Source organism: Acetobacter cerevisiae, assembly GCF_001580535.1.
GTDB classification, from domain to species: Bacteria; Pseudomonadota; Alphaproteobacteria; order Acetobacterales; family Acetobacteraceae; genus Acetobacter; species Acetobacter cerevisiae.
The window spans coordinates 115,419-132,217 of sequence record NZ_LHZA01000157.1 but is presented as its reverse complement, the minus strand read 5'-3'; the positions used below and the strand labels follow the sequence as shown (position 1 = coordinate 132,217).

At 60.0% G+C, this 16,799-nt stretch carries 14 protein-coding genes; 10 read left to right on the top strand and 4 right to left on the bottom strand.

The window, feature by feature from the left end; all coding sequences use genetic code 11:
- Positions 1 to 41 precede the first annotated feature (41 nt).
- The 3 genes from AD928_RS13445 to AD928_RS13435 are packed head-to-tail and all read left to right on the top strand — an operon-like array spanning position 42 to position 6,008.
- Positions 42 to 668 carry a thioredoxin domain-containing protein gene (locus AD928_RS13445; protein ID WP_062251055.1) on the top strand — a complete coding sequence of 209 codons (627 nt, stop codon included), beginning with the start codon at positions 42 to 44 and terminating at the stop codon, positions 666 to 668.
- Positions 669 to 709: 41 nt separating this feature from the next.
- A complete protein-coding gene (locus tag AD928_RS13440) occupies positions 710 to 5,236 on the top strand; it encodes an AAA family ATPase (RefSeq protein WP_062251054.1) in 4,527 nt (1,508 codons plus the stop codon).
- 13 nt (positions 5,237 to 5,249) lie between these two features.
- Complete coding sequence (locus AD928_RS13435; RefSeq protein WP_062140059.1) at positions 5,250 to 6,008, top strand: hypothetical protein; 759 nt, start codon at positions 5,250 to 5,252, stop codon at positions 6,006 to 6,008.
- Between the two features lie 25 nt (positions 6,009 to 6,033).
- Here the strand turns inward: AD928_RS13435 and AD928_RS13430 are convergent, their stop codons facing one another.
- Positions 6,034 to 7,551 (bottom strand): acetyl-CoA hydrolase/transferase family protein, encoded by a 1,518-nt coding sequence (locus AD928_RS13430; RefSeq protein WP_062140057.1) that lies wholly within the window; start codon positions 7,549 to 7,551, stop codon positions 6,034 to 6,036.
- 265 nt (positions 7,552 to 7,816) lie between these two features.
- On the opposite strand from AD928_RS13430, the gene AD928_RS13425 reads away from it, so the two are divergent.
- From AD928_RS13425 to gltA, 4 genes are all read left to right on the top strand, one after another.
- Complete coding sequence (locus tag AD928_RS13425) at positions 7,817 to 8,560, top strand: metallophosphoesterase (RefSeq protein ID WP_062251053.1); 744 nt, start codon at positions 7,817 to 7,819, stop codon at positions 8,558 to 8,560.
- Between the two features lie 65 nt (positions 8,561 to 8,625).
- Entirely contained in the window at positions 8,626 to 8,943 is a 318-nt protein-coding gene (locus AD928_RS13420) for a chorismate mutase (protein WP_209436699.1), read from the top strand.
- Positions 8,940 to 9,467: a SixA phosphatase family protein gene (locus AD928_RS13415; RefSeq protein ID WP_062251051.1), complete on the top strand. Its 528-nt coding sequence runs from the start codon at positions 8,940 to 8,942 to the stop codon at positions 9,465 to 9,467. The genes AD928_RS13420 and AD928_RS13415 overlap by 4 nt, the downstream gene beginning before the upstream one ends.
- Before the next feature lie 151 nt (positions 9,468 to 9,618).
- Complete coding sequence (gltA, locus tag AD928_RS13410) at positions 9,619 to 10,929, top strand: citrate synthase (RefSeq protein ID WP_062251050.1); 1,311 nt, start codon at positions 9,619 to 9,621, stop codon at positions 10,927 to 10,929.
- Positions 10,930 to 11,391: 462 nt separating this feature from the next.
- Here gltA and AD928_RS14520 read toward each other — a convergent pair whose 3' ends face one another.
- A complete protein-coding gene (locus AD928_RS14520) occupies positions 11,392 to 11,631 on the bottom strand; it encodes a hypothetical protein (protein ID WP_063908160.1) in 240 nt (79 codons plus the stop codon).
- Between the two features lie 141 nt (positions 11,632 to 11,772).
- A complete protein-coding gene (locus tag AD928_RS13405; RefSeq protein WP_062251049.1) occupies positions 11,773 to 12,696 on the bottom strand; it encodes an ELM1/GtrOC1 family putative glycosyltransferase in 924 nt (307 codons plus the stop codon).
- A gap of 102 nt (positions 12,697 to 12,798) precedes the next feature.
- Between AD928_RS13405 and AD928_RS13400 the strand changes: the two genes are divergently transcribed.
- From AD928_RS13400 to AD928_RS13390, 3 genes are all read left to right on the top strand, one after another.
- The gene (locus tag AD928_RS13400) at positions 12,799 to 13,560 is read left to right on the top strand and encodes an orotate phosphoribosyltransferase (protein ID WP_025828154.1); all 762 of its coding nucleotides are present in this window, start codon (positions 12,799 to 12,801) and stop codon (positions 13,558 to 13,560) included.
- A 12-nt stretch (positions 13,561 to 13,572) separates the two neighbouring features.
- Positions 13,573 to 14,400, top strand: a complete 828-nt coding sequence (locus AD928_RS13395) for a glutamate racemase (protein WP_062251048.1) — start codon at positions 13,573 to 13,575, stop codon at positions 14,398 to 14,400.
- 189 nt (positions 14,401 to 14,589) lie between these two features.
- Positions 14,590 to 15,579 carry an aldo/keto reductase gene (locus AD928_RS13390; RefSeq protein ID WP_062251047.1) on the top strand — a complete coding sequence of 330 codons (990 nt, stop codon included), beginning with the start codon at positions 14,590 to 14,592 and terminating at the stop codon, positions 15,577 to 15,579.
- Positions 15,580 to 15,661: 82 nt separating this feature from the next.
- Here the strand turns inward: AD928_RS13390 and AD928_RS13385 are convergent, their stop codons facing one another.
- Positions 15,662 to 16,732 (bottom strand): polyprenyl synthetase family protein, encoded by a 1,071-nt coding sequence (locus AD928_RS13385; protein ID WP_062251046.1) that lies wholly within the window; start codon positions 16,730 to 16,732, stop codon positions 15,662 to 15,664.
- Positions 16,733 to 16,799 lie beyond the last annotated feature (67 nt).

Sequence of the window (16,799 nt, the reverse complement as noted above, 5' to 3'; positions counted from 1 at the left end):
AACTCTGATCTGTTCAACCAGTAATGAAGCCAGGATTTCCGATGTCCTTTTCCCGCCGCTCACTCCTTGTCACCGCTGGCACGGCTCTGGCCGCAACGGCAACGCATGGCCTGGCTTTTGCCGATACGGCTCCCGCAACAGACCGGCGCATGGCGACGCGTGAACTGGGTGACCCGAACGCGAAAATTGTTGTGGAAGAATGGTTCTCCCTCACCTGCATTCATTGCGCCCATTTTTCCGAGAACACCTTCCCGCTGGTGAAGAAGAACCTGATCGACACCGGGAAAATCCGCTACGTTTTCCATGACTTCCCGACCGACCAGCTGGCAACCGTGGCCGCCATGGTCGCCCGCACCCTGCCGCCGGAACGCTATGAGCCCTTCACCGCGTCCCTGCTCGCCAGTCTGGACCGCTGGGCCTACATCCGGGACAGCAGCCCGCTGGAAGCCCTGAAGAAAATGGCTGCCTTTGCCGGCATGCCGGGTGATGTGTTCGACAAGACGGTCGCGGACCAGCAGCTGATGCAGTTCATCCTGTCTCAGCAGACAGAAGCGCAGAACAAATATCATTTCGATTCCACGCCGACCTTCCGCTTCAACAACAAAATTCAGATGTCGAATGACATGACTTACGAAGCCTTCGCCAAAAACGTGGCAGACGCCAGCTGACGCGCTCTTCCCCCTTTATCCTGCAGTAAGTCCGTTTCTGCATGACCGTCCGTTTTGTCCGTTTGCGGATTGTCGGGTTCAAAAGCTTTGCTGAACCCGTCACCGTGGAAATCCTCCCCGGTCTGACCGGCATTGTGGGGCCTAACGGTTGCGGCAAATCCAACGTGGTGGAAGCCCTGCGCTGGGTGATGGGGGAATCCTCCGCCCGCTCCCTGCGCGGCGGAGAAATGGATGATCTGATTTTTGCCGGCACAGCTGGCCGCCCGGCCCGCTCTCTGGCGGAAGTCACCGTCACGCTGGAAGGCACGCAGGGCCGTGGCCCCGCTGCCTTTGCCGATCAGGACGAACTCCAGATTACCCGCCGGGCTGAACGCGGCTCCGGCAGTGAATACCGCATTAACGGCAAACCCGCCCGCGCGCGTGATGTGCAGACCCTGTTTGCCGATCTGGCGTCCGGTGCCCGCTCTTCCGCCATGGTCAGTCAGGGCCGCGTGGCCATGCTGGTGGGCGCACGGCCGGAAGAGCGCCGCTCCATTCTGGAAGAAGCGGCAGGCATTACCGGCCTGCATGCCCGCAGGCACGAGGCGGAACTCAAGCTCCGCGCGACCGAAAACAATCTGACCCGCGCGGAAGACCTTCGCCAGCAGTTGGAAGCCCGGCTGGGTGGTCTGGCCGAACAGTCCCGTGAGGCCAGTCGCTACCGGGAACTCTCCTCCGCCCTGCGCGAGACCGAAACCGAATTGCTGGCCGTGCTGCATGCCCGCGCCCGGCAGGCGGTTGAACGCGCTATCGAGACTGCCGCCCGTGCCCGCCATGCTCTGACAGAGCATGAAGAGGCCGCAGAAAGCGCGGTTGTTGCAGAGTTTGAAGCCAACCAGAAACTCCCCGCCATCCGCGCCCGTGCGGATGAAGCCCGGACCGTGCTGGAACGCTGCCGCGTAACGGCGGAAGGTGTAACGCGGGAAGAAGAACGCGCCGCCGCACAGGCTAAAAGTGCCACAGACCGCCTCCATCAGCATGAGGCCGACACCACCGCCGCCCAGACCCGCGTGGAGGATGCCACCAGCACGCTGGAGCGCCTGAATGCGGAGAAAGCCGAGGCTGAAGAAGCTGAAGCCTCACTCCCGCAACGGACGGCAGACGCAGAAACCCGCCAGACAGAGCTGACCGAAACGCTGGCAGAAAGCGAACGCACCCTCGCCCAGCAGACCGAAACACTGGCCGCCGCCCGTGCCCGCAAACAGCGCGCAACGGAAGATCTGGACGCTGCCACAACCTTGCTGGCTCGCGCGTCCGATGCCGTCTCCACTTTGCAGGCCGAACTGTCCGCCCTGCAGGAGCGCCTGCCGTCTGATGACAGCATGGAAGCCGCCGTCAAAGCCGTGCAGGACGCCCGTGCTGCTCAGGCTGCCGCCCGCACCGCTTTTGAAGAGGCTGACCGTGCGCGTTCCGAATCCAGCGTGGCTCTTTCCATCGCCCGAAACGACGCAGAAAATGCCCGCCAGACGCAGGCTGAAACCCGCAAGGCGCTGGAACGCAGCCGTGCCAAACTCAACACCCTGCGGGCCGACCTCGCGCAGCTGGAAAAACGCCACGCCGACACACAGGGCGCCTTGCTGGAAGATACGGCTCTTCAGGCTCTGAGAGACAAGGCCGCGCAGGCCACCACCACCCACCAGACCGCAGCGCGCACGCTGGAAGAGGCCGAGGCCACCCGGCGCGAGACATCAGCCGCCCTCACACAGGCCAGCCGCAATTTTCAGGAACATGAAAGCCACCGCAAGACGGTAGAAGCCGCCTGCTCTGCCGCTCAGACCGCCCTGCATCGCGCCCGTCAGGAAGAAGAAACGCTCACAAAAGGGCTGCAACAGGCGCAGGCGGATGCCCTTCCCGACGACACGCTTAAAGCAGCCCAGACCGCCCGCACCACGCAGGAAGACAAGCTCCGTACCGTCACGGATGCGCTCAGTCAGGCTGAAACCGCCCTGACAGACCTCAAAACCCGCCATAACGACGCCCTGACCCGCCAGAACACCCTGCGCACGGAACTCACCCGGTTACAGGCTCAGGCGGAAGGTCTGGCGCAGGCACTGGGCACAGACGCCACAGGCTCGGATGAACCCGTCTCCGCCCGCATGGAAATCCCGGAAGGGTATGAGGCGGCTCTGGCCGCTGCTCTCTCGGAAGGGCTGGACGCCCCGGTGGCAGAGAACGCTGCACGTGGTTGGCACGCTCTCCCCGCATCTGGTGATCTGCCTGCCCTGCCCGGCAGCGCGGTGCCCCTCAAGGCACACATCAAGGCCCCGGAAGCGCTGGACCGTGCGCTCACCTACATCGGTCTGCTACCCGACGGTGTGGACGGTCGCCCCTTGCAGGCCGCACTCAAACCGGGCCAAAGCCTCGTTTCCCGCAGGGGCGACCTCTGGCGCTGGGATGGGTTTTATACCCGTGCGGGGGAACCGGACGCCGCCACCCGCCGCCTCGGCCAGCGCCGGATTCTGAAAGAAACAGAACAGCGCATTGCAACGCTTCAGGAAGATGCGCCGGAAGCCGAACAGGCCGTCACCACCGCCACCACCGCTCTGCGGGAGATGGAACAGCAGGCGACAGACCAGCGGACCCAGCGCGCAAAGCTGGAACAGGCCCTGCAACAGGCCCGCACGCAGGAAGCGGACCTTGAGCGCCGTCATGCCGCCTCTCGCGCCCGGCTGGATGGCCTGCGTCCGCAGCAGGAACGTGCCGTTGCGGCCCGAAAGGACGCAGACGCCGCCCTGACGGCCGCCACAGCAGCGCGGGATGCCCTGCCCCAGACGGAAGCTCTGAAAACGGCCCTCGATCAGGCGCGCCAGAAAGACACCGCCGCCCAGCAGGCGGAACAACAGGCGCGCACAGCTCTGAAAATGGCGGAACAGCAGCTCCGCTCCGCGCAGGATGCCCTCACCCGCGCAGAAAACCAGCAGGCCACCGCCAGCGCCCGGCTGGAAACCCTCCTGCCAGAACGCGACCGTCTGCGGCAGGACGTTTCTGCGGAAGAAAGCGCCCTCACGGATTTGGAAAGCCGTCTGGCTGCCGGACAGGCGGACAAGCAGATTGAAGAGGTTCTGCAAGCCGCCCAAACCCGGCAGACAGAATCTGAGGCCGCCTGCCGCACGGCAGAACAGGCTGCCGTCAGTGCGGAAAGCGCCGCACAAACGGCTGCGCAGCAACACCAGAAACTGCAGGAACTCTCGCTCGAACTCCGCTCCCGTCTGGCGGCCCTCTCCCCGCGTCTGGAAACGCTTCAGGCGGAACAGGCCGAAGCCGAAGCCCGCAAAACCTATGCCACTACCGCGCTGGAAGAAGCCTCTGCGGCTCTACCGGAAACCGGGGAAGATGATCTGGCCAGCCTGCGAGAACAGCGCAGCGCCTTAACAACAGAACTGGAGCAGGTGCGCGAACTCCGGGCCGCCCTTCAGGCAGAAAAAGCCACGCTAGCCAGCAAACAGGCCTCTCTGAACGTGGCCGTGCAGGACTGGACAGCCCGCGCAGAAGCCGCCGGGATGGACCTGACCCACGCTCAGGCCCGGCTGGAGGCCGCCCGCACGGAACATCAGACCGTCTCGGAACTGCCTGCGGAAGCCGAACGGCTAAAAAAGAACACGCTTCAGGCTTTGACCGAGGCAGAAACAACCTACGCCGAAGCCGACAAAGCCCGCGCCGAGGCCGAAGCCGCTCTGGCCAATGCCAATGAGCAGCGTCGCAAAACGGAAGCAGAGCTTACCGCCGCGCGGGAAAACCTGCTGAAAGCCGAAGCCCGCAGTGAGCAGGCACAGGCCATTCTGGACCAGCTTCTGGTAGAAACCCCGGCCCCGCCGCGCCCACCCACCGGGGACCTGACAGAAGCCGCAGAAAGCGCCCTCCGCCGCAAGATCTCCCGCCTGACGCGGGAGCGCGAAGAGATGGGCCCGGTCAATCTGCGCGCAGAAATTGAAGCCGAAGAAGCCTCTGGTCAGGCCAACACGCTGGCTGCGGAAATTGCTGATCTTGAAGCCGCCATTGCGCGCCTGCGCGGCTCCATCGGTTCCCTGAACAAGGAAGGGCGGGAACGCCTGATGGCGGTGTTCACGCAGGTAGACCAGCATTTCCAGTCTCTCTTCTCCCGCATGTTTGGCGGCGGCCGGGCCCATCTGGGCCTTGTGGGCAGTGATGACCCGCTGGAAGCCGGGCTGGAAATCTATGCTCAGCCACCGGGCAAAAAGCTGGCGACCCTCTCTCTGCTTTCGGGAGGTGAACAGGCTTTAACCGCTCTTTCATTGATTTTTGCAGTGTTTCGCTGTAATCCGGCCCCCGTTTGTGTGCTCGACGAGGTTGACGCACCGCTTGATGATGCCAACGTTGGACGTTTCAGTTCCCTGTTAGGGGACATGGTTACAGAAGCAGGAACCCGTTTTCTGGTTGTTACTCACCATCAGCTGACAATGGCACATATGGACCATCTTTTTGGCGTAACCATGCAGGAGCGCGGCGTCAGCCGTGTTCTGTCAGTTGACCTTGCTCGCGCCGCCGCTATGGCTGGGCAACAGGAATAGGGATAAAAGACAGATGCCGCATCCTGATACGACATCAGACAAACCCTGCAAATCCACAGGGAGTCCCCTCAAGCGCTGCCTTGGCAAAGGCATTGTCGCTGTTGGCGTGTGCATGCTGGCCTGTGCCGGCGTGGTTCTCCATCACTCAAAAGCCTATGGGCTTCTTGCCCGCATCCATCATGGTCTGATTATCTGCACACCCGGCACCGGCCTGAGCATGACGTCAGCCTCCGCAGGCCTGCCACATCAGGACAGCCCCGGCATGCTGCGGCTGGAACTGGCCTCTCAGGAAGATGGACGGGTGGTGGTAGTGCCCGGCTCGAACCCGCTGAACGAGGTTCTGGCCTCATCCCGCCGTGCGCATACACTGCTGATGCTGGATCTGAACGACACCAATCCGGCTGATGTTGCCATGCTGGTGCGCAAAGCCAGAATGCGGGACCGTGTAGTGCTGGTGCCGTCCAGCAAGGAAACCACGCAAGTCGCCCTGCAGGCAGACCCGTCCATGCTGGTGGCCATTCCCGTTCATTCCACGCGGGAGGCCTATGCGGCTCACCGTATGGCGGGGCATCATCCTTACGCGGCGTATCTCTCCCCCACCGCAGCACCAGACCTGTTCACGCTGGTGCACCGGGACGCAGAAGCCGTGATTACAGAAAACCCGATCACGACAACTTTCTCGGCAGAAGAATTTCTGGCCGAGCGTCCGGTAGATATTGTCGTCACGCCGCAGCCCACGCAGCTGTCCCAGACGCTCGCCCGGGACAGCTAATTCAGGCTACCGTCTCCCGGCCTTTTCAGGCCGGTAACATGCTTCCCGTCTCTACAAAACGCTGATGCCAGGACAACGCTTCGTTCAACAGATGCGGCGTATGCTTGCCGAACGACTCTTTACGCGCCCGGTCAAAATAATCCTGCAACATCGGCTGATAATCCGGGTGCGCGCAGTGCGTAATAATCTGCTGCGCCCGCTGCACGGGTGAAAGCCCACGCAGATCTGCCAGACCGCGTTCCGTCACAAAAATCTGGGTGTCCTGCATGATGTGGTCCACATGCGCTGCCATCGGCACAATGGCGGAAATCTTGCCGCCCTTGGCTGTGGAGGGGGACAGGAAGATGGACAGGTAGGAACTGCGGGCAAAATCGCCGGAGCCGCCAATCCCGTTCATCATCTTGGACCCCATCACACGGGTGGAGTTCACGTTGCCGTAGATGTCGGCTTCAATCATACCGTTCATGGCAATACAGCCTAAGCGACGGATGACACCGGGGCTGTTGCTCACATCCTGCTGGCGCAGAATGATCTTGGTACGGAAGAAGTCCATGCGGTTGTTGATCTCTTCCGCCGCATCCGGGCTGAGAGAGAACGATGTGGCAGAGGCCACCCGCATCCGGCCAGAATCCAGCATGGCCAGCATGCCGTCCTGAATCACTTCACTATAGCCAACCAGATTTTCAAACGGGCCTTCATTCAGCCCTTCCAGCACGGCATTCGCCACATTACCCACGCCAGACTGCAAGGGGAGCAAAGACGGCGGCAGACGATTCTGTTTGACTTCATGGCTGAAGAAATCGAGCAGATGCCCCGCAATCGCCCGGGCATTTTCATCGGGGGCGGCAAAGGGAGCGTTACGGTCTCTGTCATGCGCCTTAACCACCGCGACAATCTTGTCCGGGTTTACGCGCAGAGCTGGCCCACCAATGCGGCCATCCGCCGTGCGGAGCGGAATAATGTCGCGCGGCGGGATCCCGCTGACATTCCCGTCCCAGATATCGTGAATGCCTTCCAGACCCGGGTTCTGCCAGTCATTGACCTCGATAATCACCTTCTCGGCAATATCCAGAAAGGTCTGGGAGTTCCCGACGGATGAGGTCGGAACAATGCCGCCATCTTCCGTAATGGCGACAGCTTCAATCAGGGCAATATCAAACTTGCCGTAATTGCCCTGCACGGCGCGCCCGGCAACCTGACCAAGATGGTTATCGAAATATTCCGTCTCACCCTCATTAATCCGGTTGCGCATGTTCGCATCGGTATTAAAGGGTGAGCGGAACGCCACACCGTTGGCTTTTGCCAGCACACCATCCAGCTGCGGGCCCGTGGATGCCCCGGTAATCAGGCTGATGCGGTAGTCTTCACCCCGTGCGTGCGCCTGCTCCATGATGCCAGCCAGAGCTTCCGGCACAGCCTTCGGGTAGCCCGCCCCTGTAAAACCACTGGCACCAACCACGGCACCAGGGCGGATGAGTTCAGCGGCTGTTTCTGCCGAACAGACTTTGCTGCGCAGGGCGACGTTACGAATGCGCTCTTTCATGAGAGGCCTTCCTGTTCTTTATTATTCCTGTTCCGACACGAAGCGGACCAAACGGGCACGAAGCGCTGTATATCCCATTGCTCCACTCCTTCCCACCGGCACACCTGTGGGGCCGGATGATGCGCGTAACGTAGGCAGAAAATTTCAGGCATGGCGCGTCACATGCTTGTGCACAAAACGCTGGCTCACAAAAAATTCTTTCTCCTCCCTTCCCTGCGTCCGCCTGTGGCGCCTACATGGGAAGGAGAAAGATGGATAACAGCAGATGCACACGAGCCTCTTCCTTGACGAAAACGTGAAAGCGGCAATGCGGAAAGGACTCCGCATTGTGGGAGACGTGCATGGAGATTTACAGGCCTTCCGCCACGCCGTTGCCACGGACCGCTTTATTATCCAGCTTGGTGATCTTGTAGATTACGGGCCGGACAGTGCCGGCGTACTGCGCCTGATGCATGACGTGATGCGCGAAGGACGCGGCCTGTTTCTGATAGGCAACCATGACCGCAAGCTGGGCCGCGCGCTGCTGGGCAAAAAGCTGCGGCCCGACCCGCCGCTGGAAGCCACAATGGCGCAGCTCCACCAGCCAGAAAACGCGGATGTGCTGGAGTTCGCGCTGGATATGCTGGAACCAGCCCCGGCCTGGCTGGTTCTGGGCCGGATGCTGTTTGTGCATGGGGCCTTTGATGTGCGCATGCTGATGGAACCGCCTCCCCCCGCATTAGGCCGCGTGACCTTTCTGCTCTCCCGCGCCTTGTTTGGGGAAACTACCAGCAGAGTGCAGAAAGACGGCTTTCCCGAACGTTGCCTGAACTGGGTCAACCACATCCCCACCGGCTACACCGTATATTGCGGGCATGACCAACGCTCCACCAACGGCTGCCCGCTGACTATCCCCGGCCGTGCCGGGGGGCAGGCTATCTTTACGGATACGGGTGCGGGAAAAGGCGGCCACCTCGCCTGGCTGGATGTACCAGCTAACTTTATGGAAGATTCTGGCTCCGCAGTGTAATAGTCTTGCGCGAACCAGTCTTGTATATTACGAAATAGAAACAGAAACGAAGAACCGTGCAAACCGTGACCGACCAGCCCACCCCGACTGATGCCCTGCTGGACCTCCGTCGCAGCATCGACAATATCGACGCTGCCCTTGTTGCCATGCTGGCAGAACGCTTCCGCTGCACCAAAGCCGTCGGCGCGCTCAAAGCCCGCTATGGGATGCCGCCGGCCGACCCGGCCAGAGAATCCCGCCAGATCACCCGCCTGCGCACGCTGGCGGAAGAGGCCCATCTGGACCCCGATTTTGCCGAGAAGTTTCTGAACTTCATTATCCATGAAGTCATTCGCCATCACGAGGCGATTGCAAAACAGTCTTCCGAATCGACTACAAAGTGACGCGCCGCCTCCTTCTGCTGCGGCATGCGGAAGCTGCCAGCCCTCCCGGGGGCGATTTTAGCGAACAGGCCGATCTGGCCCGCCCGCTGACAGCCGAAGGACGGCTTGCCGCCAGCCGATGCGGCGCATGGCTCCGGGCGAACGCTCTGGCCCCGGACCTTATTCTGTGCAGCCCCGCCCGCCGCACGCGGGAGACACTGGCCGGGCTGGAGCCTTTCCAGCCGCCGCCCGCACTGCCCACCCAGTTCTGCCCCGATATTTATGAAGCCCCACCGTCCGCTCTGCTGGAGCGCATCCGGCAAGCGCCGGCTGAAGCCCGCACTGTGCTGCTGATTGGGCATAACCCCGGCATTTCCGCCCTCGCCCGCTGGCTGGATGATCAGGCGGACGTGCTGGATCAGGGATTCGCAACAGCCTCACTGGCCGTCTTCCATATGTGGGGCTCTGAAATTGCAGACGACGCGTCGCGCTGGGATCAGTGCGATGAGAAAAGCCTGACTTTGGACACATTCGCGCGACCCTAAGGCGCAGAAAGCGCAGTTTTCTGAGCATGATCCTTTTTGATAACGCGCGGTTTATCGCCCACCTGCTTCCTGTTTCTTTCTGGATCGGGGACAAGAATCAGACAGCAGGCCGCCAGTCTGGCAGCGGCTCTACAATGCAGAAGGAAAGATCATGAGCGCATCGCAGAATGAAGGTCAGCGGTCTAACGCAACCCTGTCACTCGGTGGGCGGACGGCTGAACTCCCGGTCCTTTCCGGCACAATCGGACCGGATGTTGTCGATATCCGCAAGCTCCCGGCCGAGATGGGCGTTTTCACCTACGACCCCGGCTATGGCGAAACAGCATCCTGTTCCAGCAAAATCACGTTTATCGACGGGGACAAGGGCGTTCTCCTGCATCGCGGCTATCCCATTGCCCAGCTTGCGGAAAATGCCTCCTATGAGGAAGTCATCTACCTGCTTCTGAATGGTGAACTGCCGAACGAAGGCGACTTCCAGAAATTCTCCAAAACCCTGACCAATCACACTCTGCTGCATGAGCAGATCCGGAATTTCTTCAACGGTTTCCGGCGCGATGCCCACCCCATGGCCATCCTGTGTGGCACGGTTGGCGCGCTCTCCGCGTTCTACCCAGACGCCAGTGATATTGCGATCAAGTCCAACCGTGACCTCGCGGCCATGCGGCTGATCGCCAAAATCCCGACCATCGCGGCATGGGCTTATAAATACACGCAGGGTGAGGCCTTCATTTATCCGCGTAATGATCTGAACTACGCGGAGAATTTCCTCTCCATGATGTTCGCGCGCGTGTCCGAACCCTACAAGATCAACCCCGTTCTGGCCCGCGCCATGAACCGGATCCTGATCCTGCATGCAGACCATGAGCAGAATGCTTCCACATCCACCGTGCGGATGGCCGGCTCCACCGGCGCTAACCCGTTTGCCTGTATTTCCGCAGGCATTGCCGCCCTGTGGGGGCCTGCGCATGGCGGCGCGAACGAGGCTGTTCTGAAAATGCTGGCCAGCATTGGCAGCAAGGAAAACATCCCCGACTTCATCGCCAAGGTGAAAGACAAATCCAGCGGCGTGAAGCTGATGGGCTTTGGCCACCGCGTATACAAGAACTTCGACCCGCGCGCGAAGATCATGCAGCAGACCTGTCACGAAGTGCTGGGTGAACTCGGCATTAAGGATGACCCGCTGCTGGATCTGGCGATCGAGCTTGAGAAAATTGCGATCAATGACGACTATTTCGTCCAGCGGAAACTCTATCCGAATGTCGATTTCTATTCAGGCATTATCCTGAAAGCCATGGGCATTCCCACCAGCATGTTCACCGTACTGTTTGCCGTGGCTCGTACCACCGGCTGGGTCAGCCAGTGGAAGGAAATGATCGAAGAGCCGGGCCAGCGCATCTGCCGCCCCCGCCAGCTCTATACCGGCTCACCCCAGAGAGACTTTGTAGCACTCGACAAACGCTAAGGCTCTTCCGAGCCTCACCGTTTAAAACGATCGACGGATTTTGCGCCTGCAATGCGAAAGCATTCAGGCGCAAAATGCCTTTAAAGTCCCTAAGACCAATCCGAGCGCACTGCGTGCCAGTGGTTTCTCACACTTCAGGAACACCCAAGTAAAGAGCATGGCGGCTCCATAGCCATGCCTGAGTGAGATGCACGCCGACAGGCTCAAACGGCTTCCCACGCGCATCTTTCCAGACAGCACCAGCAGCCAAAGCCTGAGCGCACCTCTCTACCAAAGGGAGACGTCCCTCAGCATTAGCCCCCTGTCATTTCTCAATTTTTTATTTAAAAACAAAAATCTAAAGAGCATTTTTCAGAAATAGTCTGAAACCCTTTAGTCATGCGCCAATAAAAAAAGCCAGACCGGGCACCCCGATCTGACCTCTCCTAAACGCGCAACACTCTGCCTTATCGGCTGAGTGGATTAGTCGCAGTCACACCCTTTGGTGGGGGCCTTCGACTCACGCACGACGTGATGATCAATCCATTCAGAGACCAGACGACGGGCTTCATTCAAAGACGCTTCAGGATGATGAATGCGATACAGAGTTGTGCAGGCATGGAAAGCGGTCACATCCTCAGTGCCGACTTCGCGTAACTCCTGATACGCCGTGACGACAGCTCGCTCGCATTTACGCGCGATCCGACTTAGTTCAACAGCCACAGCACTATCCTTAATTAATAATCACTCTCAACAACTCAGATTAGACGCCAATTCCACTCAATATGCAAGGCACAATGCGTCTCCAGAGCCCTTATTCTGATCACAAGTTTTTACATGCCTCATAATACAGCCTTCGCGCTGCTATAAGGCCCATCGACTTCTTAAAATAGCCGCCACACGGCCTGCTTCATCCAGCACCTGCCGGGGCCAGGGTGAAAGACTGTCGGTCAAAACGCGCACATGCCCGTCTTCTATTAAACGGCGCGCCACACGTCCGCGCACACCGCGCAAATCCTGCTCACGCTCCATCAGGAAAACCGGCCGATCCGCCACACAGACTTCCGCCAGCATGGCCACATCGCCACCGCCCACCACCACACAGTCTGAGCAGGCCATAAAGCCAAGAAGCGGATCTTCATCCGGCTCCCCCTGCCGCCAGACGAGCAGGAAGGTGTCGGACAGCCCGGTGATAAAAGCGTCCGTCAGGTCCGGTTTGCTGTCATCGCGCACCACCAGCAGCACAGAGCCCCCTTGTCGGTTAACCAGCCCCGCCAGCTTTTTGCCATGCAACAAAGCCTCTTCCTGCGTGCGGTAGGCCTGTGCCCCCACAAGAACCGTCATGCGCGGATGCGGCAGATGCTCCAGCCGCTCCTGCCAGGCCTTGCCTGCACGGGCCAGCAGAGCGGGTGAGACAATCGTCATTGGCCCGAGCGTTGGGCAGAATTTGGCCGTGGGGGCGGCGGGAGATGGCGCAACCACCAGATCAAACGGCATGGAGCGCAGCATGGGCGCAGACCGGCCTTCATGCCGCACACACCACACCACGGGGCACCCGGCCCGACGCGCGGCTTTGAGGGCCGCATAGCCCGAGCGCCAGCCGGACGTGAGGATCAGCCCCGGCTCTCGCCGTCCTTCCAGAAACGAATCGAGTGCGAGCATTTCCATCCGCACCCGCCGGAACAGGCAGCCCAAGCGGGAGGCCAGCACATAGGCCGGTCCCGGCTCGGACCCAACGGTAGTCTCTACCACCCAGACAGGCGCCAACTTTGTTACAGAGAAGGTCATTTTCTCATTCCGGCACGCAAGACTGAGATGAAGCATAGATTTTCACAGCGCCGGGGGCTATGCCAAAGCAAATTCCAACCGCCATAATCAAGGAAGCGCTTCATGACGTCACCCGCAAACCTGGTCGCCCCTCATTCTGGCGAGACCAGCGACTGGGATCGCGATGCGGCCCTGTGCACGGCACGTCTGCTGCTGGAAATCAAAGCCATCAACTTTCGCCCGGAAGAGCCTTACACGCTGACCTCAGGCTGGAAGTCCCCTGTTTATATCGACTGCCGCCGCATCATCTTCTTCCCCCGCGCCCGCGCCAAGATCATGGAACTGGGTGTGGAAAAAATCGGCCGTCATGTGGGGTATGAAAGCATCGACGCCGTTGTGGGCGGGGAAACCGCAGGCATTCCCTTCGCGGCATGGATGGCTGACCGCATGATGCTGCCCATGGCCTATGTCCGCAAAAAGCCCAAAGGCTTTGGCCGCAACGCCCAGATTGAAGGCGATGTGCCGGAAAACATGCGCACCCTGCTGGTGGAAGATCTCACCACGGATGGCGCCTCCAAGGTTGCTTTTGCCAATGCGCTGCGGAATGCTGGTGCGCTGATCAATCATGCTTTTGTCATCTTCTATTACGGGGTCTTCCCGGGGGCTCATCAGTCTCTGACGAACATGAACATCTCCCTGCACGCCCTGTGCACATGGTGGGATGTGCTGGAAGCCTGTTCAACGCGTCCTTACTTCTCGGAAGAAGCTGCGGCAGAAGTGCGGCGCTTTCTTGAAAACCCGGCTGCATGGTCTGCTCGCCACGGTGGCGTGGGCAGTCTGGAAGAAGCCGCAGCCTTCAAGGCGAACAAAGACAAGCCTGCCTGAGTTCAGCGTTCCATGACCACCCCTGCTTTTTCCAGCCCCCGGCATATTCTGGCATTTGATTCCGGAATTGGGGGGCTGGGGATTGTCAGGGCGATTCGCACACTCTGCCCCGCCGTCTCCGTCAGCTATCTGGCAGATACGGCGGTTTTTCCGTACGGCGAGCAGGATGATGCCTTCCTGACGAACCGCATCGTCTCCCTGCTTTCCGACGCCATTCAACGCCTGCGCCCGCAAGCTGTTGTTGTGGCCTGCAACACCGCCAGCACACTGGCGCTGGATGCGCTGCGCATCGCCTGTCCCGATGTGCCGTTTATCGGCTGCGTGCCCCCCATTCGCTGGGCCGCCCGCACAACAAAAACCCACGTCATCGGCCTGCTGGCCACACGTGCCACCACCAAGCGCCCATACCTGAGCACGTTGCAGGCGCTCTACGCGCCTGACTGCACGCTGATTGCCCATGCCGCGCCGGGGCTTGCTGCCTGCGCGGAGCGGGTTTTTCGAGGCTATGCTGTGCCGGATGACGACATCAGAGCCGAAATCAACGGCCTGTTCACCCGTGACTGCTCCGCTGAGCTTGATACGGTCGGTCTCGGCTGCACGCATTATACCTTCGTGCTGGACCAACTCCGGGCCGTTTCCCCCCCCGGCATTACATGGCTGGACCCGGCAGAGGCAGTCGCCCGCCACACTGCAACCATTCTCAGCCCCCTGCCTGACTGCACGCCCCTACCGGAAGCCACCCGCGCATGGTTCACGGCCGAACCACCAGACAGCGCGGCCCTCATCAAAGCCCTGCCCGCTTACGGCTTTGATAATATTGCTTTGTGGAAGGCTCTCTGAGCACGGGGAACACCTTCCTCCCGACGCTGCCCGTCCCGACAGCTACAAGTCACGGCAATAGCGCACTACCACACAGAATCGACCACCAGTGCTTGAAACGAGCAGCACACACCCCATTACAAACTCAGCGCCCACAGAAATGAACCACTTCTGTATGACGCGCCTTTAAACAGAGGAATTTTTCCGATTATGCATTTGCGAAAACTTGGTGTGAACGGCCCGTATGTCTCGGAACTTGGCCTTGGCTGCATGAGCATGTCCGGTATGTATGGGCCGACAGACCGCCATGAGAGTATCGCCACCATCCATGCCGCGCTCGAAGCCGGCATCACGCTTCTCGATACTGGTGATTTCTATGGCATGGGCCATAATGAAATGCTGATTGGTGAAGCCCTCAAAGAGATCCCGCGCGACCGCTTTCTTGTCAGCGTCAAGTTTGGTGCGATGAGGGATCCGGCCGGCAACTGGGGCTCGTACGACGCACGCCCCGCAGCCGTAAAGAACTTCCTGGCCTACACTCTGCAACGGCTGGGGCTTGACCATATCGATATCTACCGGCCAGCCAGATTAGACCCGGCTGTCCCTATTGAAGAGACAATCGGTGCCATCGCAGACATGGTTCAGGCTGGCTATGTTCGGCATATCGGCCTCTCAGAAGTCGGTCCGGAAACCATTCGACGCGCTGCTTCCGTCCACCCGATCAGCGATCTTCAAATTGAGTATTCGCTCATCTCGCGTGGCATTGAGGACGCAATTCTTCCAGTCTGCCGAGAGCTTGGGATCGGTATTACCGCATACGGGGTGCTTGCACGCGGTTTGATTAGCGGACATTGGCAGGGTGCCACGGGGCCGGGAGATTTCCGTGTCCATAGCCCCCGCTTTCAGGAAGGAAATGTCGAGAGAAATCTCGCCCTTGTCGAAGCGTTGCGAGACATTGCACACCGCAAAGGGACAACAGTAGCCCAGCTCGCCATTGCATGGGTCGCAACTCAGGGTGATGACATCATACCGCTTGTGGGCGCTCGCAGGCGTGACAGGCTTTCTGAAGCTGTTGGTGCGCTTGATTTCAACCTGACACCCGACGATTTAGCTCTGATTGAACAGGCCGTTCCCAGAGATGCCGCGGCTGGAGAGCGCTACAACTCAAAACAAATGGCCGTCCTTGATAGCGAAAAATAGGGACACCCACTCTGTCCATAAAAAAAGGGTGGCCCATCCGGCCACCCTTTCCAATTTCATACAGCTGCTGTCAAAACGCGGTTTAGCGTTCCCGGCTCGCTGAATAGCTGGCGGTTTCAATCAGCAGAGAATGAATTTCACATTCCGGGAACAGCGCCAGTGCTTCACGGGCCTTAGCTGCATATTCTTCCGCTTTGCGCAGTGTTGCACCAATGGCATCGGTTCGGGCAATCAGCGCCAACGCTGCGTCCAGATCTTCCGGCTTCTGCTCGGAGTCTTCAATCACGCGACGCCAGAAAACCCGGTCTTCCTCGCTGCCCGCTTCATAGGCTGCCAGAACCGGCAGGGTGACTTTTCCTTCACGGAAATCATCACCCACTTCCTTGCCCAGCACAGCCTGATCCGCAGCGTAATCCAGCGCATCGTCCACCAGCTGGAAGGCCATGCCCAGATTAGCGCCATAGACCCGCAGGGCCTCGCGCTGTTCCGGTGTGGCCTCGCCAATCACGGCCCCGGCTTCACACGCGGCAGCAAACAGTGCCGCGGTTTTGCCATAGATCACCTGCAAATACTGATCGACTGAGGTGGAGAGATCATTCTGCGTGGTCATCTGCATGACCTCGCCTTCCGCCAGCGTGGCGGAGGCCGCAGAGAGAATCGCCATCACATCCAGCGAGGCATCGGCTGTGAGAATCTGGAACGCCCGGGCGAACAGGAAATCACCCACCAGCACGGACGCCTTATTGCCAAAAATGGCATTGGCGCTGGCGAGCCCACGGCGGAGCTGGCTTTCATCCACCACATCATCATGCAGCAGCGTGGCGGTATGAATAAACTCGACGCAGGCCGCAATTTCGACATGCCGCAGCTTGCCGTCCTGATTATCGTACCCGCAGAGCCGGGCCGCAGCCAGCGTCAGCAACGGACGCAGGCGCTTGCCCCCAGCGGCAACAAGATGCGCGGCGAGCTGCGGGATAAGCGCAACCGGGCTTTGCATTCGCGCAACAATAACCTGATTACAGGCGCGCATATCCTGCGCGAGGTAATCGGCCAGGGCTTTTAAGCCCGCTTCTCCTGGCTTACTCACAGAAACACTAGATCCATCCTGGCTTGTGGCCCTACCAGATTCTGGCAGACTAACTGCAACACCCAAACGCTATATCCCCCAGCCATGGGATGAGTTGACGCCCAACCATATGCGGGGCACCAGAAAAACGGTC